23 protein-coding genes are annotated in these 24,578 nt (G+C 69.3%); 8 read left to right on the plus strand and 15 right to left on the minus strand.

Going from position 1 to position 24,578, the window contains the following annotated elements; genetic code table 11:
- Positions 1-156 precede the first annotated feature (156 nt).
- Positions 157-1,170, minus strand: a complete 1,014-nt coding sequence (locus ACSHXN_RS40180) for a DUF4331 family protein (protein WP_355138361.1) — start codon at positions 1,168-1,170, stop codon at positions 157-159.
- Positions 1,171-1,482: 312 nt separating this feature from the next.
- Here ACSHXN_RS40180 and ACSHXN_RS40185 point away from each other — a divergent pair, with 312 nt between their 5' ends.
- Positions 1,483-2,529, plus strand: coding sequence for a Gfo/Idh/MocA family protein (locus ACSHXN_RS40185; protein ID WP_438305952.1), 1,047 nt, complete (start codon positions 1,483-1,485; stop codon positions 2,527-2,529).
- Positions 2,530-2,593: 64 nt separating this feature from the next.
- Here the strand turns inward: ACSHXN_RS40185 and ACSHXN_RS40190 are convergent, their stop codons facing one another.
- Positions 2,594-3,691, minus strand: a complete 1,098-nt coding sequence (locus tag ACSHXN_RS40190) for an ornithine cyclodeaminase family protein (RefSeq protein WP_438305954.1) — start codon at positions 3,689-3,691, stop codon at positions 2,594-2,596.
- Positions 3,692-3,755: 64 nt separating this feature from the next.
- The gene (locus tag ACSHXN_RS40195) at positions 3,756-4,520 is read right to left on the minus strand and encodes a class II aldolase/adducin family protein (RefSeq protein ID WP_356114397.1); all 765 of its coding nucleotides are present in this window, start codon (positions 4,518-4,520) and stop codon (positions 3,756-3,758) included.
- 100 nt (positions 4,521-4,620) lie between these two features.
- Here ACSHXN_RS40195 and ACSHXN_RS40200 point away from each other — a divergent pair, with 100 nt between their 5' ends.
- A complete protein-coding gene (locus ACSHXN_RS40200; protein WP_355803533.1) occupies positions 4,621-5,409 on the plus strand; it encodes a FadR/GntR family transcriptional regulator in 789 nt (262 codons plus the stop codon).
- Positions 5,410-5,527: 118 nt separating this feature from the next.
- A complete protein-coding gene (locus tag ACSHXN_RS40205; RefSeq protein WP_355803535.1) occupies positions 5,528-6,538 on the plus strand; it encodes a cupin domain-containing protein in 1,011 nt (336 codons plus the stop codon).
- 68 nt (positions 6,539-6,606) lie between these two features.
- Here the strand turns inward: ACSHXN_RS40205 and ACSHXN_RS40210 are convergent, their stop codons facing one another.
- The 10 genes from ACSHXN_RS40210 to ACSHXN_RS40255 form a co-directional block, all read right to left on the minus strand.
- On the minus strand, positions 6,607-7,494 hold the full coding sequence (locus ACSHXN_RS40210) for an AAA family ATPase (protein WP_355138373.1): 888 nt from the start codon (positions 7,492-7,494) through the stop codon (positions 6,607-6,609).
- Positions 7,495-7,510: 16 nt separating this feature from the next.
- On the minus strand, positions 7,511-8,578 hold the full coding sequence (locus ACSHXN_RS40215; RefSeq protein WP_438305958.1) for a cupin domain-containing protein: 1,068 nt from the start codon (positions 8,576-8,578) through the stop codon (positions 7,511-7,513).
- Between the two features lie 53 nt (positions 8,579-8,631).
- Complete coding sequence (locus ACSHXN_RS40220; protein ID WP_356294131.1) at positions 8,632-9,861, minus strand: MFS transporter; 1,230 nt, start codon at positions 9,859-9,861, stop codon at positions 8,632-8,634.
- 3 nt (positions 9,862-9,864) lie between these two features.
- A complete protein-coding gene (locus ACSHXN_RS40225) occupies positions 9,865-11,001 on the minus strand; it encodes an ABC transporter ATP-binding protein (protein ID WP_356294133.1) in 1,137 nt (378 codons plus the stop codon).
- An 18-nt stretch (positions 11,002-11,019) separates the two neighbouring features.
- A complete protein-coding gene (locus ACSHXN_RS40230; protein ID WP_355803545.1) occupies positions 11,020-12,825 on the minus strand; it encodes an ABC transporter permease in 1,806 nt (601 codons plus the stop codon).
- 6 nt (positions 12,826-12,831) lie between these two features.
- A complete protein-coding gene (locus tag ACSHXN_RS40235; RefSeq protein ID WP_355138381.1) occupies positions 12,832-13,941 on the minus strand; it encodes an ABC transporter substrate-binding protein in 1,110 nt (369 codons plus the stop codon).
- A gap of 40 nt (positions 13,942-13,981) precedes the next feature.
- Entirely contained in the window at positions 13,982-15,085 is a 1,104-nt protein-coding gene (locus tag ACSHXN_RS40240; protein ID WP_438305962.1) for an ABC transporter substrate-binding protein, read from the minus strand.
- Between the two features lie 254 nt (positions 15,086-15,339).
- Entirely contained in the window at positions 15,340-16,935 is a 1,596-nt protein-coding gene (locus ACSHXN_RS40245; RefSeq protein WP_356114402.1) for an ethanolamine ammonia-lyase reactivating factor EutA, read from the minus strand.
- Between the two features lie 25 nt (positions 16,936-16,960).
- Positions 16,961-18,094 (minus strand): ethanolamine ammonia lyase-activating protein, encoded by a 1,134-nt coding sequence (locus tag ACSHXN_RS40250; protein ID WP_355138387.1) that lies wholly within the window; start codon positions 18,092-18,094, stop codon positions 16,961-16,963.
- A gap of 99 nt (positions 18,095-18,193) precedes the next feature.
- Positions 18,194-18,958, minus strand: a complete 765-nt coding sequence (locus ACSHXN_RS40255; RefSeq protein ID WP_355138389.1) for a 2,3-bisphosphoglycerate-dependent phosphoglycerate mutase — start codon at positions 18,956-18,958, stop codon at positions 18,194-18,196.
- Positions 18,959-19,110: 152 nt separating this feature from the next.
- Between ACSHXN_RS40255 and ACSHXN_RS40260 the strand changes: the two genes are divergently transcribed.
- The 5 genes from ACSHXN_RS40260 to ACSHXN_RS40280 all read left to right on the plus strand — a co-directional run bounded on the left by ACSHXN_RS40260 (position 19,111) and on the right by ACSHXN_RS40280 (position 23,046).
- Complete coding sequence (locus tag ACSHXN_RS40260) at positions 19,111-19,425, plus strand: 2Fe-2S iron-sulfur cluster-binding protein (protein WP_425579132.1); 315 nt, start codon at positions 19,111-19,113, stop codon at positions 19,423-19,425.
- A gap of 84 nt (positions 19,426-19,509) precedes the next feature.
- The gene (locus ACSHXN_RS40265; RefSeq protein WP_355138391.1) at positions 19,510-20,802 is read left to right on the plus strand and encodes an aromatic ring-hydroxylating dioxygenase subunit alpha; all 1,293 of its coding nucleotides are present in this window, start codon (positions 19,510-19,512) and stop codon (positions 20,800-20,802) included.
- Between the two features lies 1 nt (position 20,803).
- Positions 20,804-21,295 (plus strand): 3-methyl-2-oxobutanoate hydroxymethyltransferase, encoded by a 492-nt coding sequence (locus ACSHXN_RS40270; RefSeq protein ID WP_355138393.1) that lies wholly within the window; start codon positions 20,804-20,806, stop codon positions 21,293-21,295.
- Between the two features lie 10 nt (positions 21,296-21,305).
- Positions 21,306-22,139 (plus strand): 3-methyl-2-oxobutanoate hydroxymethyltransferase, encoded by an 834-nt coding sequence (locus ACSHXN_RS40275; protein WP_355138395.1) that lies wholly within the window; start codon positions 21,306-21,308, stop codon positions 22,137-22,139.
- Between the two features lie 52 nt (positions 22,140-22,191).
- Positions 22,192-23,046 carry an alpha/beta fold hydrolase gene (locus ACSHXN_RS40280; RefSeq protein ID WP_438305965.1) on the plus strand — a complete coding sequence of 285 codons (855 nt, stop codon included), beginning with the start codon at positions 22,192-22,194 and terminating at the stop codon, positions 23,044-23,046.
- Positions 23,047-23,094: 48 nt separating this feature from the next.
- On the opposite strand, the gene ACSHXN_RS40285 is transcribed toward ACSHXN_RS40280, so the two are convergent.
- On the minus strand, positions 23,095-23,547 hold the full coding sequence (locus ACSHXN_RS40285; protein WP_355138399.1) for an RpiB/LacA/LacB family sugar-phosphate isomerase: 453 nt from the start codon (positions 23,545-23,547) through the stop codon (positions 23,095-23,097).
- Between the two features lie 32 nt (positions 23,548-23,579).
- Entirely contained in the window at positions 23,580-24,527 is a 948-nt protein-coding gene (locus ACSHXN_RS40290; RefSeq protein WP_355138401.1) for an ABC transporter substrate-binding protein, read from the minus strand.
- Positions 24,528-24,578 lie beyond the last annotated feature (51 nt).

The following is a 24,578-nucleotide window of genomic DNA, read 5'->3' on the forward strand; positions in this document are numbered from 1 at the left end:
CGTACGGCCGCGCCGTGGTCGTCGCCGCTGCCGAGGAGCGGCGGCGAGCCAGGGGCGCCGTCCTGCACCGGGTCCGGATCCGACCGTCTTGAGCACCGTCCGGCCGGGACGGACGTGAGTCGGCCGCGGCCGGGCGGCGCCGTACGAGCGACCCCGCTATGTCGTCTTCGCGTGCGGGTTGCCGAGGTAGGGAAACTCGTTGAGAAGGTCGGTGTGCGGCTCGAGCCCGGTGGGCGGGATGTCGCCCTTCGAGAGGAACGAGAGCCGGTAGTTGATGACATCGTCGGTGAAGACGCGGCCGTTGGGGTACTGCGCGGGCTTGGACGGGTCGAAGACCAGCATGTCGGGCAGGATGCGGTCGGCGTCGATCGCCGCGATCGCCTCCTCGCGCGTGTAGTTGCCGGTATGGCCCATGAGGTGGACGAACTGGTCGGTCCAGCGTTCACGGTCGTTCACCGGCTCGCCGGCGTTGTACTCCAGCTTCGTCTCGTCGGTGTTGAAGAAACTGCTGACCGAAGGGTGACCGGCACGGTCGGCATGGATGAGACGGCCGTTCTCCCGCACGCTGCAACGACCCCAGACACGGATCTCGGAGTCGTCGTGGAGCTCGCTCGTCGGTACTTCCAGGGCCATCGAGAACACGTTGGCCTCCAGGTTGGAGTCCACGCCCGTCCATGGCGACTTGCCGCCCAGATGGGGGGCGGTGAAGTTTCTGCCGCCGCTGGTGTCGAACAGGTTCTTGATCCCGTCGTAGTCGAAGAAGAAGGCGTCGCTTCGGCTGCCGGCGAAGAACGTACAGGCACCGGAGGAGACGGGGTGCGCCGTGGTACCGAACGACACCTCGGCGTCGCTCACCACCTTCTGGCCGACGGCTTCGGGTGATCGGGCCTCATCTCCCTTGGCGACGTGGACGCTGAACGTCTGACGACCGTCCTGCGGGGGAGAGAAGACGAAGCTGACCGCCGTTTCGGCGAGGTAGTCCCCATTGCTGTCGATGTTCAGGCGGTAGATGGCATCGGGGTGCAGGGCGTCGGCGTTCGGGTTGGCATTGAGGATGAGAACCGTCTTCGCCGGGTCGGTGAGGGATTGGAACGCGAAGAGGTCGCAGAGGTCGAGTCGCTGGTCTCCGAGCGGCGGGCCGAGGCTGAGACCGGTGAAGTGATTCGACATCCTGCATGTCCCTTCGCTGGTGACGGGCAACCCCCAGTCGGGGTCAGGGCGCTGGGGTATCGCGGGTGACTCGTCCCTGCGGACAAGGAGCGGCACATGCGATGCGGACAGTGAAGCACAAATACTCATAAATGGGGCGGAGTCGTTACCTCGTACGTCGGACGGACGGGAATGGACGGCCGGACCTGTGCTCGCTCGCGACGGCCTTGCCGGAGAGGGTTGTTGGCCGTCGCCCGTCGTCCCGTGGCCGGAGTTCTTCCGGCGCCCGCTCCCGCTTCTGCATCCACCGGCACGGCTGGCACACTGGGCCCCGTGTCCAGCAACCTTCGGATCGGCCTGCTCGGGGCTGCCGCCATCGCGCCGAGTGCGCTGATCAAGCCCGCACGTCTGCTGCCGCGGGTCGCCGTGACCGCCGTCGCGGCTCGGGACCGACAACGCGCCGAGGCGTTCGCCCGAAAGCACGGCATCCCGGTCGTGCACACCGACTACGACGCACTGCTTGCCGACCCGCAGGTGGACGCCGTGTACGTGCCCCTGCCCAACGGGCTGCACGCCGAATGGACCGTGAAAGCCCTCGAGGCCGGCAAGCACGTGCTGTGCGAGAAGCCGTTCGCCGCCAACCGTGCCGAAGCCGAACGCGTCGCGGACGCCGCCGACGCCGCGTTCGCGCGCAGCGGCCTGGTGGTGATGGAGGCCTTCCACTACCGCCACCACTCGCTCGCCGAACGGATGCGCGCGATCGTGGAGGGCGGCGAACTGGGGAAACTGCGTCACGTCGAAGCCGAAGTGTGCTTTCCACTGCCCCGGTTGAGCGACATCCGGTACGACTACGCGCTTGCAGGCGGCGCGACGATGGACGCAGGCTGCTACGCCGTGCACGTCGTCCGGCTGCTCGGCAGCGGCGACCCCGCGGTGACTTCGGCCAGGATGCTGACGCTGCGCAAGGACCCGCGCATCGACCGTGCGATGAGTGCCGAACTCGAATTCCCGGACGGGGTGACCGGCCGGGTCCGGGCGTCCATGTGGTCGCGTCATGTGCTGTCGATCCGGGCCCGCGCGGTCGGCGTGAGCGGCGAGCTGAGCGTGACCAATTTCCTGATGCCCCAGCTCTACCACCGGTTGACGATCCGCGCGCCGCGCGGCGCGGGAGGGCGCGCGGTGCGGCGTGAGCGTGTGCCGCGGAACCCGTCGAGTTATGCCAGCCAGCTGGAGGCGTTCGCCGCCGCTGTCCTCGACGGCGGTCCGGTCCTCACTTCCGCCAGGGACGCGGTGACGAACATGGGCGTCCTCGACAGCATTTACCGCGCTTCCGGGTTGCCGCCGCGCGGTGAATCGAAGGACCAGGCCTCGGCCGGGTGACCCGTTCCGGCGACCGCCGGGGGCCGCGAAACACGTGTGCGGCCGAAGGCGCGTGGGGGAGCTTTCAGTCCCGGATGTCCTGCAACAGCCACTCACGGGGGATCTCGTGGCCCAGGCCGCGTTCACGGGCACGCTCGTAGACGATCGCCGCGAGGGCGTGGAACTGGGCGCCCTGGATGTTGCCGCGTTCGGAGAACGTCACCTGGTGGTCGTCGTCCCGGGCCCGGGCACGTCCGGCCAGTACGGCCTCGAGGTGGACGACCCGTGTGTCGCCCGGAGGCCGGCGCGATCCGCTGCCGTGCTGATGGCGGTCCCAGACCGCGGCCTCCGGGCGGGCGCGGTAGGTCACGTACTCGTCGTCGGTCGCCCAGCCGGGCGCCGACGACGGCACGCTGGCGCTGCCGAGCCGCAGCCACACGTCGAAGCGCTCTCGTGCGTGGGAGTCCGGGCGTCCGCCGATGCAGGTGACGTGCGTGCCCGGGTGCAGCCGGCGGCCCAGGACGACGTCGCCGACCGCGTCGGTACAGCCGGCCACGAGGTCGGCGCCGCGATGGGCGGTCTCGGGGTCGTCGACCGCCACCACCTCCAGGCCGTGCAGTTCCCGCATCCGGGCGGCGAAGCGTTCGCGGTGGGAACGGGTGGGGCTGTAGACCTGCACCCGTTCCAGGGGGCGGACGGTCAGGAAGGCCTCGATGTGGCTGCGCGCCATGCCGCCGGAACCGAGCAGGCCCAGCACACGGGCGTCCTCCCGGGCACCGAGACGCGCGCCGATGGCCGAGTCGGCACCTACGCGCAGGTGCTGCAACAGCCCGTCGTTGAGCAGCGCGACGGGCTCTGCGGTGCGGGTGTCCAGCAGGAGCACCAGGCCGCAGAACTTCCCGGGCCGCACGCAGTACTTCTCCTGCGTGCGACGGCCGGGGGGACCGGCTTCGGTGAGCACGTCCGACTTCATCCGGATGGCCGCATAGCCGCTGCGCGCCGAGCCGCCCTCCATCGTCCCCCACTGGTAGACGCGCTCGTCGTCCACCGGCAGGGCCAGATCGATGCGGGGGCGGCACACGCCGATCCCCTCGGCCAGATCCCGGTACGACTCCTCGAGCGCGCGCACCACGTCGGGCATCGTGAGCACGGTGGCCGTGACGTCGTTGTTCAGGACGAGCATGATCCTCCGTTCGGCCGTGCAGGGGAGGGGACGGGCCTGGGCCCGGAGAGAACCGCGGGGCCGTTCAGGGACGCAGGGGCACGCTCGGGCCCTCGTGTTCCGCCCGGGCCGCAAGGTGGCGCCACATCGCCGACACGTTGAACCCCGGGCCGAGGTCGGGCAGTTCGTCGATGTCCTCGACGGGAATCGGGCGCAGAGGCGCGCCGGTGGCCGCCACGGCCAGGGTCGTGCGCGCCAGGGAGTCCACCGCCAGGGCCCGGGTGACGGCCTCGGCGACGGCGTGGGCGGGATCGCCGGTGCCGACGGCCACGAGTCCATGCCCGCGCAGTACGACCACGGGGCGGTCCCCCAGGTGGTCCGCCATCTCCTCGGCCAGGTCACGCCTGCGGATCAGGGCCGAGCGGGGCCAGACGGGGATCCCGTCCTGGGCGAGCCGGGCGGCCGGAATGTCGTACGAGCCGATGAGGGGGAGCCAGGGCAGGTCGGCCACGGACGCGGCGACCACAGCGGGCGGATGGGCGTGCACCACGGCCGTGACCTCCGGCCGTGACCGCAGGATCTCGGTGTGGATGGGCAGTTCGCTCGGCGCCTTCCATCCGGAGGGGGTCGGGCCGGTGCCGGCGAGGTCAACCTGCTGCACGTCCTCGACGACCGTGAAGGCGAGCCCGCGCTCGGCGGGGCCGCGTCCGCGGATCAGCAGGGTGTCCGGGCCGGTCCGGGCGCTCACGTGGCCCAGGATGTGTTCGACGAGGCCTGTGACGGCGAGTACACGACAGGCGACGGCGACGCGGTCACGAAGGGCTTCGTAGGACTCCACCTGGATTCGCACACCCCTTGGATCGCGTCCACTGCATTGGCCTGTTGGTATGACTTTAAGCCATTGCGACGAAGGGCGTCAATAAAGCTCCTGGTCATGGGACAATGCGCACATGCCATCGCGACCCAGCCAGGCTCAGCGTGCTGACACCGAAGCCGAGAACCCCGTCAAGGCGGCCGCACCGGCCGAGGGCCTGTTCAAGGCGGTTTCCTCGAGTCGTGTCTCGCAGCTGATCGTCGACCAGATCCGGATGCTCCTGAAGGAGGAGCGCCTGCAGCCCGGTGACCGGCTGCCCAGTGAGCGCGAGCTGTGTACGCAGTTCGGGGTGAGCCGGGTGACCGTGCGTGAGGCGCTGCGCAGCCTGGAGGCCAGCGGCCTTGTCGAGATCCGGCTCGGCGCCCGCGGCGGCGCGTTCGTGACGGCGCCGTCGTCGCGGCGGGTGGGCGAGGGGCTCGCCGATCTGCTGTCGCTGTCTCCGCTGACCGCCACCGAGGTCACCGAGGCCCGGCTCGTGTTCGAGCTCGGCATCGTGCCTCTCATCATCGAGCGCGCCACGGAGGAGGACCTCGACGCGCTCCGCGCCCTGTGTGACGAGCATGCGGAGGCGGTCAAGCAGGGCACCTACGACATGGAGATGTCGGCGGACTTCCACACCCGGGTCGCCGCGTGCACGCACAACGGCGCGATCGAGATGCTCGTCCAGTCCTTCCACGGCCCGCTGCTGATGAGCCTGCGTGAGGCGCAGAGCATCGAACCGCAGATGGGGCACCGCGGATCGAAGGAGCACCGCAAGTTCGTCGAGGCCATCGCCGAACGTGACGCCGAGGCCGCGACGGAGATCATGCGTACGCATCTGCAGCGGACGGCGTCCAGGGTGAAGGGCGACGGCCGGCGCGGCTGATCCCGAAAGTGCCATGCCCCGGGTCCGGTTGGGCCCGGGGCTCTTTTGTGCTCCCGGCGAAGGCATTATGGTTAGACCATAAGGCGTTTGAAAGGCTTCGGCCATCACAGGAGGCACCATGGGCAAGAAGGGACGAGTCTTCGTCCGCGGCCTGACCTCGGAGACGTACGGGCTCGGTGAGTTCCGTCGCAGGCAGCTCGCCGTCCAGCGGGTCCGCGACGACTCCGTGGTCGTCGACGACGCGAAGGTGGCGCACTCGGGCGACAGCGAGAAGTCCCGGACGTGGTGGCGGGTCGGACCCGGGGACGAGGACTTCCTCACCCAGACGATCCAGGTCCACTTCGTCGAACTGCCGCCCGAGTCAAGCAATCACGGGCACGGACACCAGAACGAGGCGGCCTTCTACATCCTCCAGGGCCGGGGCTACGAGATCCACGACGACCAGCGTTACGACTGGACCAAGGACGACCTCGTCTTCGTCCACACCGACTCGGTGCACCGCCACTTCAACCCCTACGACGAGACGGCCACCGCGCTGGTGGTGAAGGCCAAGAGCACCTGGATGTTCATGGGCCTGTGGCAGCAGGGCCGCAGCGGCCCGGTCGAGCGCGAGGCCGCGTTCGGGCCCCGTGAGGACTGGTCCCGGATCTGGACACCCGGCGTCACGGACCGCAAGAAGGTCATCTCCCTGGCCGACACCACCTGGGAGAACACCCCGCTCGGCCGTGTCCGGGTGATGTCCTCGCCGGAACGCACCGACGCCCGCATCTTCTCCATCGACGCCTTCGAGCTCGACATCCCCGCGGGCAGCCGCTCGGGCAAGTACTGGAAGATGGCCGACGAGGTGTACTACGTGCTCGACGGCAGCGGATACGCACTCCAATGGGAGGTCGAGGCGGAGATCGCGGAGAAGTACTACGCGCGGGTCGCCCTGGAGCCGACCCGGCACGAGATCACCAAGGGCGACACGCTGTACGTGCCGCAGAACCACGTGTGCCAGCTCTTCTCCTACGACGGTACGCCGCTGCGGCTGCTGTCCGCGCAGAACCGCGTCTTCAAGCACCTCGGGTACGACACGGTGCACTTCATGGAGGACGCTCCCGAATACGGGGCCGGGCAGAACGCCTGACGCACCGGAACACTTCGGCCCCGCACCCTGCCAGGTGTGGGGCCGAAGTCATCCCGTGCACATGTCTGTCACGGGCGAGACGTCGCGGCCTCCTCCGCGGCGGCGACGAGGTCGTCGACGCTCAACAGAGCCGGCTCCCGGGCCGTCTCCAGGCGCAGCGCGAGCGCCCCGTGCACGGTCTTGCGGATCCGCCGCCCGTCCAGACCGGTCAGCAGCTTACCCACCCGCTGGTGCAAGGCCGTGTCCTCGGCCAGCGCGGCCAGTTCGGGCCACTGCGCCGCCAGGCCCTGCAACGAGTCGGCCACGATCAGCGGGACCACCGACTCGTCGGGCAGTTCGGTGTGCACCACGAGGTCGGCGCGGGAGAGGAACGCCTCGTCGACGGCCTCGGCGAAGTTCGTCGTGACGACCAGCAGGGTGCCGGGGCGCTGCGCCCGCAACGAGTCCAGACCACTGAGCACGGCGTCGGTGGCCCGGTGGACGTCGACCGGGTTGGTGTCGAAGGACGCCGCGTGGCGCCGAACCGCGAGCGCCTCGACCTCGTCGACGAGAACCAGGGTGTGGGGCCGGCGTGCGGCCAGCTCCGGGAGCGTCTCGCGGAACAGCCGTGAGACGGCACGCTGGCTCTCGCCCAGCATCTCGCTGGGGAAGGCGTGCGGATCGACCTCGACGAGCGTCGTCGCACCGTGCGGCGCCACAGTGCGTGCGGCGGCCTGCGCGAGCCCCTGGGCCAGCGTCGTCTTGCCGGTGCCGGGCGGTCCGGCCAGCACGATCAGACCGTGCGGTGCCACGGGCGAACCCGCGAGCCGCCGCCCGTGCCTGAGCACGAGGACGGCGGTCGCGAGCAGCCTCTCCTTGACCCGTGGGTCGATGATTACCGAGTCCCACGGCCCGTCATGGTGATCGGCGGGCAACGCATGGATCCCGGCGACGCCGTGCGGCAGTGCAGTGCTCACCGCTTGCGGCCCCCGTTCAAGGCCAGGTGGGGCGCGTGAGCGCCGGCCACTGGACGGTCGTGGGGTCGCCGGCCTGCGCGTCCCGGATGTGCTCCGGCGGCTCCTCGAACAGCACCAGTGGATCGCACAGGGCGCGCATCGTCTCCAGCAGACTGTCGAACATGTGGATGCGCACCACCTTGGCCGTGCGGTCCGTCGCGGAGTTGATGTGCTGGTGCCACAGGAAGTGGTCGACGACGATGATGTCGCCCTTCTTCCACGGGTGCCGCTCGCCGCCTTCCGGCTCGGCGCCCAGGTAGCTCTCGCCGCTGCCCTCGACGACATACAGCCACGCCTCGCCGGGATGCCGGTGCATCGACTGGGCGCGGCCCGGAGCGATCTCGAACATCGCCATCGTGATGCCGGAGGCCTGGTAGCCGATGGCGCGGTCCAGCAGGAACGTGGTGCGCGTGCCGCGCGGGGTGTTGCGCAGCTCCAGCTCGTCCCAACTGGTGTGCAGCCGGCCCGAGCGGCGCGCCTCCTGGTCGCGGGCGAGTCGCCGCAGCCGCGTCGCGTACGGGTCGGCGCCGTCGCGTCCCGGCGAGAACGGCGGGCGCGGCGGCAGTTCGGACACCGGGGTGTGGCCCGCGTCCTCGAGAACGGCCATGCCCATCGTCTCCAGCAGCGGTGCGCTGGAGAAGGTGAGGTAGCGCGTCGTGGTCTCGCCCTCGTTGCCGCTGCGGTGCCAGGACCAGGCGGGCAGGTGCAGCGAGTCACCCGGTCCCCAGTCGATGCGTTTGCCGTCGATCTCGGTCCAGCCCCGGCCGGCCACCACGAACACCATGGCGTCCCACGAGTGCCGGTGCAGCATCGTCACGGTCCCTGGGTCCAGTTCATGCGCCAGCGCGTCCATCGTGCGGGTGGGCCGGTCGCCGTCGGCTCCGACGTAGACGCCCACGCGGCTGCCCCGCTCGGTGGGGTGCATCTCGACGTCCTCGAGGGCGACGACGGTGCGTTGGTTCTTCCGCCACTCCTCGATGAAGGCGGCTCGTCGACGCTTCTGCACGTGGTAGTGAGTGACCTCGGTCGTGGTGTGCGTACTCAAGCGTGTCTCCCAACGGAACGAAATACACACGGAGTCGGAGGATCAGGAGGTGATCAGGAGGTGGCCGGCTCGGCCGTGGGCACGCTGTACTCGCGTACCGTGCGGCTGCGGGCCGCGCTCGCGCCCGACACGGCGGCAGGGACCAGTCCGCCGAGGGTCAGTGCCAGAACCGGGCCGAGCGCGCCGGCGGCCAGGCCCATTACCGAGTCGCCGATCGCCGGACCGCCGCGCGAACACATCTGGTAGATGGCGGAGACCCGGCCGCGCAACTCGTCCGGCGTCTCCACCTGGACCGCGGCATGGCGGACGGTGGTCGCGACCGCGTCCGCCGCCCCCAGGGCGAGGGCCATGAGGATCGCCACCGGGAAGGTGCGCGACTGGGCCAGGCCCACCACGGCCAGGCCGTACGCAGCCGTGCCCCAGAGCACGATCCGGCCCGCGCGCGCCGTGCGCACCAGCCGGAACACCCATACCGAGCCGATCAGCGCGCCCGCCGAGGGGGCCGCGGACAGCAGTCCGTAGCCGGTGGCGCCCACATGCAGGACGTCCGCGGCGAAGGCGGGCAGCAGCACCCGGTAGGCGCCGAACACCGTGGCGGTCATGTCCAGGCCCATCAACTGCCAGACCACGGGCCGTTCCGCCACGTAGCGAACGCCCTCCCGCAGGCTCCCCAGCAGGGACCGCCGCTCGCCGCCGCCCGCCAGGGGAGGCACCCGCAGCAGGGCGAGGACGACGACGAGCGCGGCATAGGTGGCGGCGTCGAAGACGTACACCGCCCCCGGGCCGCCGACGGCGATCAGCACACCCGCGAACGCGGGGCCCACCAGAATGGCCAGTTCGCGCGACGGGTTGAGCAGCGCGAACGCCTCGACGAGCCGTTCGCGCGGCACCAGCGCCGGGATCAGCGCCTGCCGCGCGGGCTGGTCGAACGTCGCGGCCGCCGTCGCCAGCAGCGACGAGACCACGACCGACCACACCGTGGCGGCACCGGCCAGGGTGATCGCGGCGAGGGCCGCCGACACCAGCAGTGCGACGCCCTGAGTGACCTGGAGCAGGCGTCGGCGGTCCAGCCGGTCGGCGTAGATCCCGCCGATCGGTGACAGCACCAGCAGGGCCACCGCCTGGGCGAGACCCACCAGTCCCACCTGCGCGGTCGAGCCGGTGAGCTGGTAGACCTGGTAGAGGTTGGCGGCGACGGCGCCCCTGGTCCCGATCTGGGAGAGGACGACGCCGCCCCAGTAGAGGTCGAAGTCCCTGTTGCGCAGTACCTCGGGTATCGCCATCGGTCAGTCGACCGGGACGAGGGTCACCTTGTCCGGGGCGACCGAGAAGTGCACCTCGGTGCCCGGCGGGATCGACAGGTTGGGATTGGACCGGTTGCGGACCTCCAGATCGCCCACCCCCACGATGTGGTCGACGACGTCGCCCATGAAGGCGCGGGTGAGGACCGTACCCGACCACTCGTTGGGCACATCGCCCCGCCGCTCGCGGGACAGGTCGACGCACTCGGGACGGATCGAGATGAGTACCGTGTCACCGACCGCGGGCGTCGCCTCCACCCCATGGGCCACGAGGCGGCCCTGTGCCGCGTCCACCTGGACCTCACCGCCTGAGACCGAGACGACCTTCGCCTCCATGAAGTTGGAGGTGCCGATGAACTCGGCGACGAACCGCGTGGCCGGCTTGGTGTAGATCTCGCGCGGCTTGCCGATCTGCTCGATGCGGCCCTCGTTCATCACCGCGATGCGGTTCGACATGACCAGCGCCTCGGACTGGTCGTGCGTGACGTAGATCGCGGTCAGATTCAACTCCCGCTGAAGGCGCTTGAGTTCGAAACGCATCGTCTCGCGCAGCTTGGCGTCCAGATTGGACAGCGGTTCGTCCAGGAGCATCAGCTCGGGCCGGGTCACCAGGGCACGGGCCAGGGCCAGGCGCTGCTGCTGGCCGCCCGAGAGCTTGGTGGCGGCCCGGGCCGCGTAGGCGCCGAGTTCGGTGACCTCGAGGACCTGGCCGACACGGTCCTCGATCTCCTTGCGGCCGGGGCGCTTGGCGCGGGGCATCACCTCCAGCGGGAACGACACGTTCTTGAAGACCGACATGTGCGGCCAGATGGCGTACGACTGGAAGACCATGCCGAGTCCGCGCTGGTTGGCGCGCATGTTGACACCGTGCTTGGAGTCGAACAGCACGCGCCCGCCCAGTGTCACCCGACCTTCCGTCGGGCGTTCCAGGCCCGCGACGGAGCGCAGGGTGGTGGTCTTTCCGCAGCCGGAGGGGCCGAGCAGCGTGAACAACTCGCCGTCGTGCACCTCGAAGTCGACCCCGCCGACGGCGAACACGCGCGTGCCCGCGTCGGATCGCCGCCCGGAGGCACGCCCGGCGGTGTCGTCGTAACTCTTCTTGAGGGATTCGACCGTCAACATCGCTGAAGGTCCCTTCGATCAGTTCGCGGAGTCGCTCTGCAGCCCGAAACGGGCACCCAGGCGGTAGGCAATGGAGACGAGGACGACGAGCAGGACGACCATGCAGACGCCCAGGGCGGCCAGGGTGGTGAACTGGCCGTTCTCGAACTGCTCCCAGATCAGCACCGACAGCACCTCTTTGCCGGGGCTGTACAGGAGGATCGTGCTGGACAGCTCACGGAAGGACACGACGAGGATGTAGACCCAGCCGGCCAGGATGCCGCCGCTCATCAGCGGCAGCAGCACGCGGCGGAAGGTCTGGAACCACGAGGCGCCGGACACCGCCGCCGACTCCTCCAGCTCGGGTGACATCTGCGCCATCGCGGACGAGGAGTACCGCATGCCGTACGGCAGGTACCGCGTGCAGTAGGACACCAGAAGGATGAGCAGCGTGCCGTAGATCGGCAGCGACATGCGCAGATAGACGAACGACAGCGCGAGACCGAGGACAAGACCGGGGATCACGATGGGGGTGAAGGCCAGCAGGTCGAGCAGCCGTCGTCCCGGGGCCTTGGTGCGCAGCACCACCCAGGAGACGATCGCGGTCAGGAGCATCACCGCTGTCGCGGCGCCCACGCCCACGATGAGCGAGTTCTTCAGCGCCGTGAAGGCCAGCGGCATGTCGAACACGGCACGGTAGTTGGCCAGGCTCATCTGGCTGAGGGTCTTGCGGGTCGGCGCCGCGTAGTACTTCAGCAGTGAGGCGTAGACGAGGACGGCGACCGGCAGGACCACCGTGAGCAGGAAGTAGAGGATCACTCCGGCGCCAACGAACGGTCGCGCCCGGCCCAGCTCGACCGGGCGCGGCCGGAACGCCTTGCCCGTCACCGTCTGGAAGTTGCGCGAGGAGCGCTGGAGCCAGCTGGAGACCAGCACGCCGACCGCCGCGATGACCAGCAGTCCGATGGCGTAGGCGCCGGCGGCTCCGTAGTCGATGGGGTAGGCCCGCAGGACGAAGTAGATCCGGCTCGTGAACACATAGATGCCGTTCTGCAGTCCGAGCAGCCCCGGCACCTCGAAGCTCTCCAGGGACTGCACGAACATCAGCAGTGCCGCGGAGATCATGGCCGGCCGCAGCAGCGGAACCGTGACGCGCCGCAGGACCGTGAGGCGGTTGGCGCCCGACATGGCAGCGGATTCCTCGAGCGAGGGATCCATCGCCCGGAAGGCGGCCACCATCAGCAGGAACGCCACCGGAGCGAGGTGCAGCCCCTGCACCCAGATCATGCCCCAGACGCTGTAGATGTTGATCGGGGAGGAGCCGAAGAGGGGCTTGAAGACGAGTGAGTTGAGAAGCCCGCTCGACGGATCTCCGAGGAAGATCCACGAGGTGGCGTACAGGATGCCTGGCACGATGAGCGGTACAAGCGACGCCGCGAAGAACAGTCCCTTGAACGGGGTGTCCGTCCGAACCTGCACATACGCGAGGGCCGTGCCGAGGACAAGTGCGAGGGCGGCCGAACCGAGGGCGAACCACAGCGAGTTCAGCATCATCTCGCCGGACTGCGAGTTGCCGCCGTAGGCACGTGCGAACGCGTTGAAGGAGAGGCCGCTGCCGTCGGCGCTGAGGAAGGTGTCGTGGACCAGGTAGCCCAGGGGCACGATCGCCAGGTATCCGACCACGACGACGGCGCCGCCGACCAGCAGGCCCTGCAGGGACAGCGGGCGCCGCAGCAGGCGCAGCAGCCGGTGCGCCCTGCGGTCCTCCGCGGGCTGTGGTGTGTGTCCGGGACGGGCCTCGGGGCCGTCGTCCCGGGCGGTCGTGGACGTGGGTGCGAGGGTCATCGGTGGTCAGCTCCCCGTCGTGGCGGCGCCGCGCAGCAGCGCGTCGTACTTCTTGTCCCAGGAGCCGTCGTCCTTGCTGAGGCCCTTGACGTCGAAGGGGACGAGGGTGAGGCCGGTGAGGCTCTTGTCCCCGGCGACCTTCGTCGACGGCGTGAGCCCGAGCTTGACGAGTTCCTTCTGGCCGTCGGTGAGCAGCCAGTTGTAGAAGAGCCAGGCGCCGGCCGGGTGCTGCGCGTTCTTGATCATGCCGACGCCGTTGGGCCGGGCGAAGGCGGGTATCTTCGACACCCCGCCCTGCGGGAGGTGGGTGACGGGGGCGCCCTTCTCGGCCGCGCGGTCCGTGATGTAGGTGTAGTTCATCGCCTCCATCGGCGACTGGCCGGCGGAGAGGAACTGCATCATCGTCGTGTGACCCTTGGACACCTTGGAGTTGGCGACGATGGCCTTCCAGAGCGTGTCCACCTCGGCCTGCGACTTGCCGTGATCCAGCCAGTACTTGGTGACGTTCTCGAACCAGTCGCTGTCGCTGACCTCGAGGGTCAGCTTGCCCTTGTACTTGGGCAGGGCGAGGTCCTCCCAGCTGTGCGGCTCGTCGGCGGGCTTGATCAGGTCGGTGTTCCACGCGGGCTGGAAGACGTTCAGCCGGCTCGCCGTCCAGTGCGCGAACTTGCCGGCCGGCTCGACCTTGTCGAGTGAGGAGCCGTTGAAGTCCGCCAGGAGGTTGTTGTCGGACAGGGCCGTCATCTCCAGGAAGTTGGTCTCCACGGTGTCCGCGCCGGCCTTGCCGGCCTGCGCCTCCTGCAGGGCCCGCTGCAGGACCGTCTCGGAGTTGCCGCGGAAGACGCTGACGTGGATGCCGTACTGCTTCTCGAAGGCCTGCGCGATCGGGGTCGCGATGTCCGCGGTCATCGAGGTGTAGAGGGAGAGAGTTCTGCCCTCCTTCTGGGCGAGCTCCTTGGCTTTGGCGACCTGTTGGTCCTTGGGGAGGGCGGCGATCTGCGCGTAGGTGCCGTCCGCCTTGGCGTTGGACGCCGTGGTGACGGCGCCGCCGCATCCGGTGGTGGCGGCCGCGACGAGTAGTCCGGCCAGGGCGAGGGTGGTGTTACGGGTCCTCATGCGGGTGCTCTCCTGGAGAAGGGCGTGAAGGGGGATGCGGTCAGCCCGCCGTGGGGACGCCGCGCAGCAGCGCGTCGTAGGCGGTGTTCCATTTCTTGGTGTCGGTCTCGGCGGTCTTCGACAGGCTGTAGGTGGTGGTACCGGCCGGGATCGGGTCCTTGTAGCCGGGCACGTTCTTGGCCGCCGGGATCCGCAGCGACTCGGCGATGATCTTCTGGCCCTCGGTGAGCACCCAGTCGGTCCACAGCAGGGCAGCGGCCGGGTGACGTGGACGGGCCATCAGAGCGATGCCGTTCGGGCGGAGGATGACCGGTTCGACGGCGGGCCGCCAGGCCACGGGCGCGCCCTTTTTGGCCGCCTTGTCGATGGTGTGGCTGTAGACCGAGAGGGCCACGGCGAACTGGCCGGCGCTGAGCAATTCACCCTGCACAGTGTGGCCCTTGACGACCTTGATGTTGGCGGCGATCTTCTTGAACAGGGCGTCCACGGCGGACGGGCTCATGCCCTTCTCCTCGGTCAGATACGTGTGCATCGACGCGTACCAGTCCCAGTCGCCGACCTCGACGGAGAGCTTGCCCTTCCACTTCGGGTCGGCGAAGTCGGCGAAGTCCTTCGGTTCCTGGCCCGCCGCGACCTTGTCGGTGTTCCAGCCGACCACGAAGGCGTTGAACCGTTCCGCCGTCCATCCGCCGAGGTTCTTCGCGGTGTCCTTCAGGCCCGCTTCGGCGGGCCCCTTGTAGGCGTGGAGCAGGTGCTGGCCGTCCAGGGCCCGCAGTTCGAGGTCGTTGGTGTCCATGACGTCGTTCTGCGGCTTGTTCGCCTGGTTCTCCTGCAGCGCACGCTGCAGAACTGTCTCGGAGTTGGCCCGGAAGGCGTGGACCTTGATGCCCGGGTAGGCCTTCTGGAACCCGTCGACGAGGTCCTGGATGTCGGTGTTGGAGGTGTACAGGTCCAGTACGCCGCCCTCGCTCTTGGCGTCGGCGAGCAGTTTGTCCGTGCGCGCCTTGCCGGCGAGGGACTCGTATGCGGCGTAGGGACTCTTGTCGGGGGCGGAGCCGGTGGTGCCCGTCGTCGGCGAGGCGCCGCAACCGGTGAGGAGAAGGCCGCCGACCAGAAGGCCGGTGGGCAGAGCACCTTGACGCATCGCACACTCCTTGGACGAAGCGGATGGCTCGAGGGCGGACGGGAAGGGCACAGAGCGTGGGGGAGCGTGCGGTCGCGCCGACGGCGAAGTGGTGAGTCGTCGGCGGGGCGGCTTGCGGCTGCGGTTCGCGTCCGTCCGTGTGCCGGGTTCCTGCATAAAACAGCAGGGTCGGTCTTATGGTCTAACCATCGGACAAGAGCTTTACTTTATTGTTACGGCCCGGGGACGAGGGGTTCACGCCCCTGGGTTTCGCGTCATGGCGAGACGGGGGTTCGGCCGGGATCCGGTCCGAAGACGAGCGACTTGATCGTGACCGGCACCGTGCGGGACGGGAAGCGCACCCGTCCGATGTCGACGTAGTCGAAGTCCCGCAGGCTCAGCCCGTCGATCACGAGCAGACCGACGGTGACGTCCAGCTCGTCCCGCAACAGCCGGCCGAGCGTGAGTGCGACATCGCCGTCGAGCACGACGTACAACGGCCTTCCCTGTGCGAACCGTTCGGCGAGCCCGTCCCGGATGCCGCGAGCGAAGGGCAGCAGCCGGTCGTAACTCGGCGGCCCGTTCCACGTCAGGGCGAGGGCGATGTCCGCACCCGTCTGCGCGACGTCCAGGGCGACCAGATGCCGGCGGACCGCCGACTCGACCGCACCGCTGTCGACCCTCTCGCCGAGTTCGTACGCCGGTCTGAGCACCTGCAGGTTGCGGCGCGGCAGCAATGCGTCGGGGTCGGAGATGAACCCGGTGTTGCCGCTGAGCTGGACGCTGTACTCCGATGCGCCCACCGCCGTCGCGCGGATGCACTCGCCCGGCGGAAGCAAGGGATACGGCAGCGCACCGTCGTCCAGGCGCTGCCGCAGCGCGCGTCCCAGGCGGCGACCGAGGTCTCCGAAGTCCGTACGCTCCCTGTCGTAGACGTACTCGGCGACCCCGCCCGAGAACATCACCCCGTCGACCGGGGCGAGTTCGTGCAACGGCTCGGTGAGGAAGAGGGCCCGGACGTGTTCGGAGGGCGCTGCCGCGGTGAGGGCCTGGACCAGGGTGTCCGCCATCGTCTCGGCCACGCGGTCCAGTTCATCGCCGCGGACTGTGTCACCGCACGTCCAGCCCGCGAACCCGGCCCGCTCGGCGTGCACACGGCCGGCCGGATCGAGCCGGACGATACGTCCCGCGGCGTCGACCACCTGGAGTCTGCCACCGATGTGCACGGCGGCGGTGGCGACGACCCGCCCCCGGTCCAGCACGGCGAGCTTGGTGGTCCCGCCACCGATGTCGACGTTGAGGATGCGCCGCCCGGTGTCGTACGACGCCTTCGCGGCCCCTGAGCCGTAGGCGGCCAGCATGGCCTCCATATGATGGCCGGCGCTCGCGTTGACCAGTTCGCCCCCGTGCTCGGCGAGGACGGCGGCGATCGCCTCCGCGTTGCGCCGGCGCAGCGCCTCGCCGGTGAGGATCACGACACCGGTGTCGACGTCGGCCGGATCGACGGCCGCCTCCTTGTACGCCACGTCGATGATGGCGCCGAGGGCTTCGGCGTCGATGTACTCGTCGCTCGCATAGGGCGTGAGCTCCACCGGGGAGCGGTGGAGGGTCTCCCGCCGCACCACGAGGTACCGGCTGGTCAGATCCTCGCCGATACGGCGTAGATGCAGGCGGGAGAAGACGACCTGGGTGCCGGAGGACCCGATGTCGATGCCCACGCTGTGCAGGGTGACGTTGTCCTGCTGCCAGATCGGGTTGTCCTCGAGCGCCCCGGCCACGTCGTCGTCGTGCACATGGTCGTGGTCGGGGAGGTACGCCGAATGAACCGTGCGCACCCCGTCGTCATGGTTGTGGTCTTCGGCGTGCCGCACGGTTCCCGCTCCTCAACTTCCTGTGTCAGACGGTGGCCGACTGCTCCGGGCTCGGCGGGAGCGTGGCGAGCTCCGCCTCGTAGACGGCGTCCATCCTGGGCTCCATCCCGTGCTTGGCCAGGGCCTCCCGGAACGTCTCACGCACATAGGTCGACTCGTCGGCGTAGTCGATCTGGTCGCCGCCGATGCGCCGGCTGATCCAGGCCTTCGGCACACCTTGGGCGTTGCGTACGGACACGACCTCGTGCTTGAAGGCGAGATAACGGCTCGGCTCGGTACCGGTGTTGAAGTGCTGGTGGAACCACATGTTCGGCGGGACGATCAAGGCGCCCGGCCCCCACTCGTAGCGGCGGGGCTCCTCGCCCTCCGGCCACATCAGGCTGTAGCCCTCGCCGGAGAGGATGATGACATGGGCGCCGGGGCCGTGCCGGTGCCCCTTCTTGTACGTCGCGGTCGGGAACTGGGAGATGTGGCTGTTCATCGACCCCTTGGCCATCGCGAAGCGGATGTGTCCACCACCCGCGCCCCGCTCCTTCGCCTCGACCAGCGGAAGGTTGACCGCGTCCGCGACGAAGTTCGTGTCGAGCAGCAGCCCCTTCTGCTCGCCCCTGGGGGAGAAGTAGTCGGGCTCGCCGTCGAAGCGGTCCGGGAAGTCCCTCGGGGTGTTGAAGACGAAGTCCGGGTCGCCGTAGAGGTTGATGACGGGAGGCAGGTTTGTCGAGGAGACGAAGCGCGCCGCCCTGCGGCCGGAGCCGTTGAAGTGCTGGTGATGGGCGTTGAGCGGAATGGCGAAGATCGATCCGGCCTGCCACTCGAAGGTCACCTCGGCGCCGGAGTCGTTCCAGACCTTCGTCGACCCCTGGCCGTCGAGGACCAGGATCATCTCCTCGAACAGCTGCCGCTGGGGGGCGAGTGCACCGCCGGCCGGGATCTCGCAGACGTAGCAGTCGTTGGAGGTGCGGGTGGCCTCGTGGTTGATGAAGACGCCCCGGCCGCCGCGTCGTTCCCACGGCTTCAGTTCGACGGTACGCAGATCGGGGATGTAGTGGGCCGCGATGATGTCGAGTCCCTCGGCGGCGACCCAGCGTGTGTAGGGGGATTCCTTCTCCGTGGCGAACTTCGCCGCCAGGGAGTCGTTGACGAGCGCATCCTTGGCCATTCGACGGCCCTTCCTGGTCGGCTCTTGCGACATGACGTGCGCTGACAGGGAAATAGGGGGTGTGGATTGGTAGAACCATAAGTCCACTACTGGAGGGCGTCAACGAGTCGCGCGCGATGATCGGAATCCCTCTGCGGCCACCTCCGCGGCAGCCGTCGCGGCGGCCGCGGGTTCCAGGTAGCGGCCGCCCCGAACGAGCGGTTCCAGGTCCTCGCCGAGGTCGTACCGCAGGGGCATGGCGGTGGGGATGTTCAGGCCCGGCACCTCCTCGCGGCTCATCCGGTCCAGGTGGGCGACAAGGGCGCGCAGCGAGTTGCTGTGCGCGACGAGCAACGTGGTGCGGCCCGCACGCAGATCCGGTACGACGGCCCGGTGCCAGTACGGCAGCAGCCGGGCCGTGACGTCGGCGAGGGACTCCGTGCGCGGCAGAAGGGAACGGGGTACGTCCGCGTAGCGCGGGTCGTCCGAGACGTCTCCCGGGGCGCCTTCGGCGACCGGTGGCGGGGCGGCGTCGTAGGAGCGGCGCCACAGCCGGAAGCGCTCCTCGCCGAACTCCTTCAGGACGTCGCCCTTCTCCCGGCCCTGCAAGGCTCCGTAGTGGCGTTCGTTGAGCCGCCAGTGCGCGGTGATCCGCGCCCCGTGGGCGCCGGCGCTCCCTGCGACCAGGTCGGCGGTTCGCACCGCCCGGGTCAGGGCCGAGCTGTGCACCGCGTCGGGCACGAGACCCGCCTCGCGCAGCAACTCGCCGCACCGTACGGCCTGTTGTTCTCCGTGCGAGGTGAGGTCGACATCGGTCCAGCCGGTGAACAGCTGCCTGGCGTTCCAGGCGCTCTCGCCGTGGCGAAGCAGGATCAGTGTTCCCATGCCGCCGATTGTGATCCCTCGTCCCGTCTCTTGTTCCCTCTTTCAGCATTCTGGTCTAATGGACAGACCACCGAACGGAGTGCGGCCCCAGCGGCATGCCCGTTCGCAGTGGATTCCGCCGATCGCGAGAGGAAACAGGGACCTTGCCCAAGGTGATCTTCGTCGGCAGCGACGGTCCCGAGTACACCGTCGATGCGACGGTCGGGGACTCGGTCATGGCAGCTGCGGTGAAGAACGGTGTTCCCGGGATCGTCGCCGAATGCGGCGGCAACCAGTCCTGCGCCACCTGCCATGTGTGGGTGCGCGAGGAGTTCGCGCCGCTGGTCGGACCGCCGGGCGACATGGAGGACGACCTGCTCGACCTGGCCGTGGCCGAGCGCCGGGAGACCAGTCGTCTGTCGTGCCAGATCCGTCTCACCCGGGAACTCGACGGGATCACCGTCGACATCCCCCCGGAACAGCCGTGAGCGCCGGGCGGCCGACGCACCGTTCCACACCGAGCTCCGCACCGATGTCCACGACCCGCCGGCGGGTCAGTACCTGAAAGGGATATGGCCGTGCTCAGAAAAGACATCAACGAGCTGCTCACCCAGACCGGATCCGGGACGCCGATGGGCGAACTGTTCCGCCAGTACTGGATCCCCGCGCTGCTCGCCGAGGAACTCCCGGAGGACGACTGCCCGCCGGTACGCGTCAAGCTGCTGTCCGAACGCATGGTGGCCTTCCGCGACAGCGAAGGGCGCTACGGCCTCATCGACGAGTTCTGCGCCCACCGCGGCGCCTCCCTGTGGTTCGGCCGCAACGAGGGCTCCGGCCTGCGCTGCCCGTACCACGGCTGGAAGTACGACGTGACCGGCCAGTGCATCGAGGTCCCCTCGGAGGCCGACAACAGCAGCTTCTGCCAGAACGTCCAATTGACGTCGTACCCCCTGGTGAAGATAGGCGACGTGCTGTGGACCCACATGGGAGACGCGGCCACCCGGCCCCCGCTCCCGGAGTTCGAGTGGGTCCACGTCCCGGCCGAGCAGACCTACACCTCCAAGCGCTGGCAGCAGTGCAACTGGCTCCAGGCCTTCGAAGGCGGCATCGACTCCAGCCATGTCACCTTCCTGCACTCCGGCGGCCTGAAGACCGACCCGCTGTTCCGGGGCGCGAAGGGCAACGAGTACAACCTGAACGACACCAAGCCCTTCTTCGAGGTCGCCGACAGCGTGGGCGGACTGTTCGTGGGCGCTCGGCGCAACGCCGAGGAGGGGCAGTACTACTGGCGGATCACACCCTGGGTCATGCCTGCCTTCACCATGGTCCCGCCGCGCGGAGACCATCCGGTGCACGGCCACTTCTGGGTGCCGATCGACGACGAGAACTGCTGGACCTACTCCTTCGACTACCACCCCGTGCGGGCCCTCACCGAGACCGAACGGCAGGCCATGATCGACGGCCATGGCGTCCACAGCAAGAACATCCCCGGCACGTACCGGCCCATGGCCAACATGGACAACGACTATCTGATCGACCGCGAGGCGCAGAAGCGCGGTGAGACCTACTCCGGCGTGGCGGGCATCGCCATGCAGGACGCCTCGCTCCAGGAGAGCATGGGGCCCATCGTCGACCGCTCCAAGGAGCGGCTCGTCCCCGCCGACAGCGGGATCATCAAGGCCCGGCAGAAGCTGCGCAAGGCCGCCATCGCACTGCGGGACGAGGGCGTCACGCCGCCCGGTGTGGATCCGGAGCACCAAAGGGTGCGGTCGGCGGCGGTGGTACTGCCGCAGGCCGAGTCCTTCCTGGACTCCTGCCGTGACGCGGTGAAGGTGACCCCCGGCGTCGCTCAGACCTCGGTGTGACATGACGACCGCGTCGATGCATCTGAGTGAGAGCGCCCGAGCGGCCTCGGCGAGCGAGTCCCGGTTCCGGATCGACGTACCCATCGCCCCGGCCCGGGCCGCACGGGTCGTGGCGCTGGACGACCGGGCCGCGGCGGTGGTGCGCCGTCTTGCCCAGCGGTCCTGGGCCCATGCCCGCTTCTACACCAGCCGCGAGGTCCGGGACGGCGACGGCCTGCTGCACGAGCTGGACGGCCCCACCGTCCCGCTCGACGAGGTTCTCGCCGGCACCGACGTGGTCGTCGTCCTCGCCACGGAGGACGGCGGCCGGGCCGCGGCGGCCGCGATCGGCAGGATCTGCGGCCGGCGGGGGATCACCACGGCGGGCGTGATCCTGGGCGACGGTTTCGAGGCCGACGACGCCGTCGCGGCTCTGCGTCCCTATGCCCGCGTGCTGCTGCTGTCCGCCGACGAGGGCGACGCCTTCGAACTGCTCACGGCCCTCAGGGTCTAGGAGGACCCGTATGCCCGAGAAGGTCACCCTGCGCGGGTTGCAGCGCATGAAGGACGAGAAGCGCAAGATCGTCGGTGTCGTGGCCTGGGACTACCAGATCGCGCGCATCGTCGACCGGGCCGGCGTCGACCTGGTCTCCGTCGGTGACACGGTCGGCGTGAACCTGTGGGGGCAGAGCAACCCCTTCGAGGTGACGATGGACCAGATGATCACCGTCACCCAGGCGGTACGCCGGGGTGTGCGGCGGGCCCTGGTGAGCGCCGACTTCCCGTTCGGCCCCTTGCAGGAGGGAACGGACAGCGCGGTCAGGGCGGCCATCCGGTTCGTCAAGGAGGCCGGAGTCGACATGGTCAAGGTGGACGCGGCCTCCGAATTCCCCGATGCCGTCACCGCGATCACGCGCGCGGGCATCCCGGTGTTCGCCCAGTTCGGGATCACCCCGCAGACGGCACTGCGGTACGGAGTGGAGTACAGCGCCGTTCCTGCGAGCGCCGACCAGGTGCCGGTGGAGATGAAGGACGCCCTTGTCGCGGAGGCCGAACGGCTTCAGGAGGCGGGTGCCGCCCTGCTCAACTTCACCAACTCCGGCCCGGTGGTGGGGGCGGCCGTGGCCGAGGCCGTCTCCATCCCGGTGCTCGGCGGCTTCGGCGGCGGTCCCTGGCTGGACGGGCGGATGCGCATGGCCCACGCGGCCATCGGCTATGCCGCGTCCGCCCTCGACGATCCCCCGGACACCTACGCCAATGTCGCCCGGATCACGCTCGACGCGATCACCGCCTACTCCGCGGACGTACGAGCGGCACGCCAGGTCGCCGGCGGTGTGCCCGTCCCGCCGGCGACCTGACAACCGGCCGGCCGTCGGGTCGGCCCGTATGACGCGAAAGGAGTGAACGACCGTGCCCACCGCCGTCATCGACGGAATTCCGACACGCTACGAGGTCACCGGTTCGGGACCGCCGCTGCTGATGTTCTCACCCGGAGGCTTCGACTCCAGTCTGGAGGGCTGGCGGACCGTGGGTGTCTACCGGCGCCTGCGTCTGCTCGACCACCTCACCGAGAGCTACACCTGTGTGACCTTCGACCGGCGTGAGTCGGGTCGGTCGGGGGGACGGTTGGAGCGGATCTCCTGGGCCGACTACGTCCGCCAGGGTGCCGGCCTGCTCGACCACCTCGGCATCGAGCGGGCGCACTTGATGGGGGGCTGCGTCGGCTGCTCCACCGTCGCCGCATTCGGGGTCGCCCGGCCGGAGCGGGTGCTGAGCATGGTGCTGTACTCGCCCGCGGGCGGGGTGAAGTACCGGATGAAACAGCACGATCGGTTCCGGCGCCATGCGGTGTACGCGGACGAGCACGGGCTGGAGCAGGTGGTGTCCCTCGCGCGTGGCTCGGACGCCGGCTTCACGAAGGATCCTCGGGTCGGTCCCTGGGCCCAGGTGATCCGTACCGACCCCGGGTTCGCCGACGCCTACGCACGGATGGACCTCGACCGCTACCGGGCGACGGTCACCGGCATGGCGCGGCTGCTGTTCGACCGGGACACCGTGCCGGGTCCCGAGCCGGAAGACCTGCTCGGGCTGGACGTACCGGCGTTGATCGTCCCGGGCGAGGACACGTCGCACGCGCCGTCGGCCGCCAGGTATCTCCAGGAATGCCTGCCCGACAACGAGTACTGGGACGTGCCGGTGGCCGAGCAGACCGAGGAGTCGGCGCCGGCCCGGGTGCTGAAGTTCCTGGCGGGAGTGCGGACGTAGGAGATGAAGGGGCCCGGCCGCTGGGGGAGGCGCGGCCGGGCCCCTGGCTCAGGTGCGCGCCGACTCCCGTTCCAGCGCGGCGATCTGCTCGAGCCGCCGCGCGTGCACCCCGCCCTTGAAGGGTGTCGTGAGCCATGTCCCGACGATGCCCTCGGCGTCCTCAGGTGACAGGATCTTCGCCGCCAGGACAAGGACGTTGGAGTCGTTGTTGCCGCGGGAGATGCGGGTGCTCCACAGGTCGTGGCACAGCCCCGCCCGGATCCCCCGGATCTTGTTGCAGGCGACGGTCTCCCCGAGTCCGCTTCCACCGAGGACGATCCCGCGCTCGGCGTGACCGTCGGTCACCTGCCGGCACACGTCCGCGCACAGCGGCGGGTAGTCGACCGTCTCCTCGCTGTGGCTGCCGCGGTCGTCGACGGTGTGCCCCTGTGCGGTCAGCCAGGCGATGAGCCGTGCTTTGAGGGCGTAGCCGTTGTGGTCGGCGGCGATGGCGATGCGCATACAGGTCCCTTCGGCTGACGGTGAGCGTGCGGTCAGGCGATCAGCGTGCGCGTGCTCTCGGCGAACAACCCCTCCAGCGGAAGCGGCCGTTCGAGGATGTGCTGGTCCACGGCGTGTCGCATGAGCAGTTCCAGCACGGCGCGGTTCGGCTCCACCCCGTACGGCAGGGGATCCGTGCCGGTCACCTCCAGTACCCGCCGGTACATGCGGTCCGTGGCGGTGGGGGAGTCGATGGCCCCGCTGTGCAGCCGGTCCACATAGAGCTGCTTGGCCCGGGCGAACGCGTCGAAGACCAGAGCACCCAACTCGGGTTGCTCCGCCAGCAGTTCGTCACGGATGACGATCAGGTGGTTGATCGGGTACAGGGCGCGTTCGCGCAGGGCGGTGAAGCCTGACTCTTCGGGTTCCGGGATCAGCGGAGCGAGGGCCGAGGACGCCGGCCTGGGTCCGATCATCGCGGCGAGGTCCCCGGCGAGCAGCGCGTCCTGAAGCGAACCGTCGGAGTCCAGGGGAACGACGTTCGCCGGGGGCCGGTACGCCGCGACGTGCTCGTCGCCCGACAGCACCCAGGTCACCTTGTCGAGGTCCACGCCGTACTCCTCCTGGAGAACCGCGCGCGCCCAGACGCCGGTGGTCACCGTGTAGCCACGGCTGACGCCGACCCTGCGGCCCTCGAGGTCCTTGGGGCTGCGCACATCCGACGCCGGGTCGTGGAAGACCGCCCCGTGGTGGAAGCCGCGCACCAGGAAGACGGGCACGGCGGTGAACCGTGCCCCGTGCGCCTTGGCGACCAGATACGTGGTCAGTGCCATCTCGCTGACGTCGAACTCCAGCCCGCGCACCATGCGCCGGAAGGCGTCGACGAGAACGGGGACTTCCTCGAACTCGAAGCGGAAGCCGCGGGGCGTGACCGCCCCTGTCTTGAGCGCTTCGTTGTTGCCCTGCGTCCGGGTCACGGTCCTGAGTTGAGGTACGGCCATGACTCGAAAAGGTAGCATGGTTAGTCCATAAGTCCATAGACTGTCGATCCG

The sequence above is a fragment of the Streptomyces sp. HUAS TT11 genome (assembly GCF_051553595.1).
Taxonomy (GTDB): domain Bacteria; phylum Actinomycetota; class Actinomycetes; order Streptomycetales; family Streptomycetaceae; genus Streptomyces.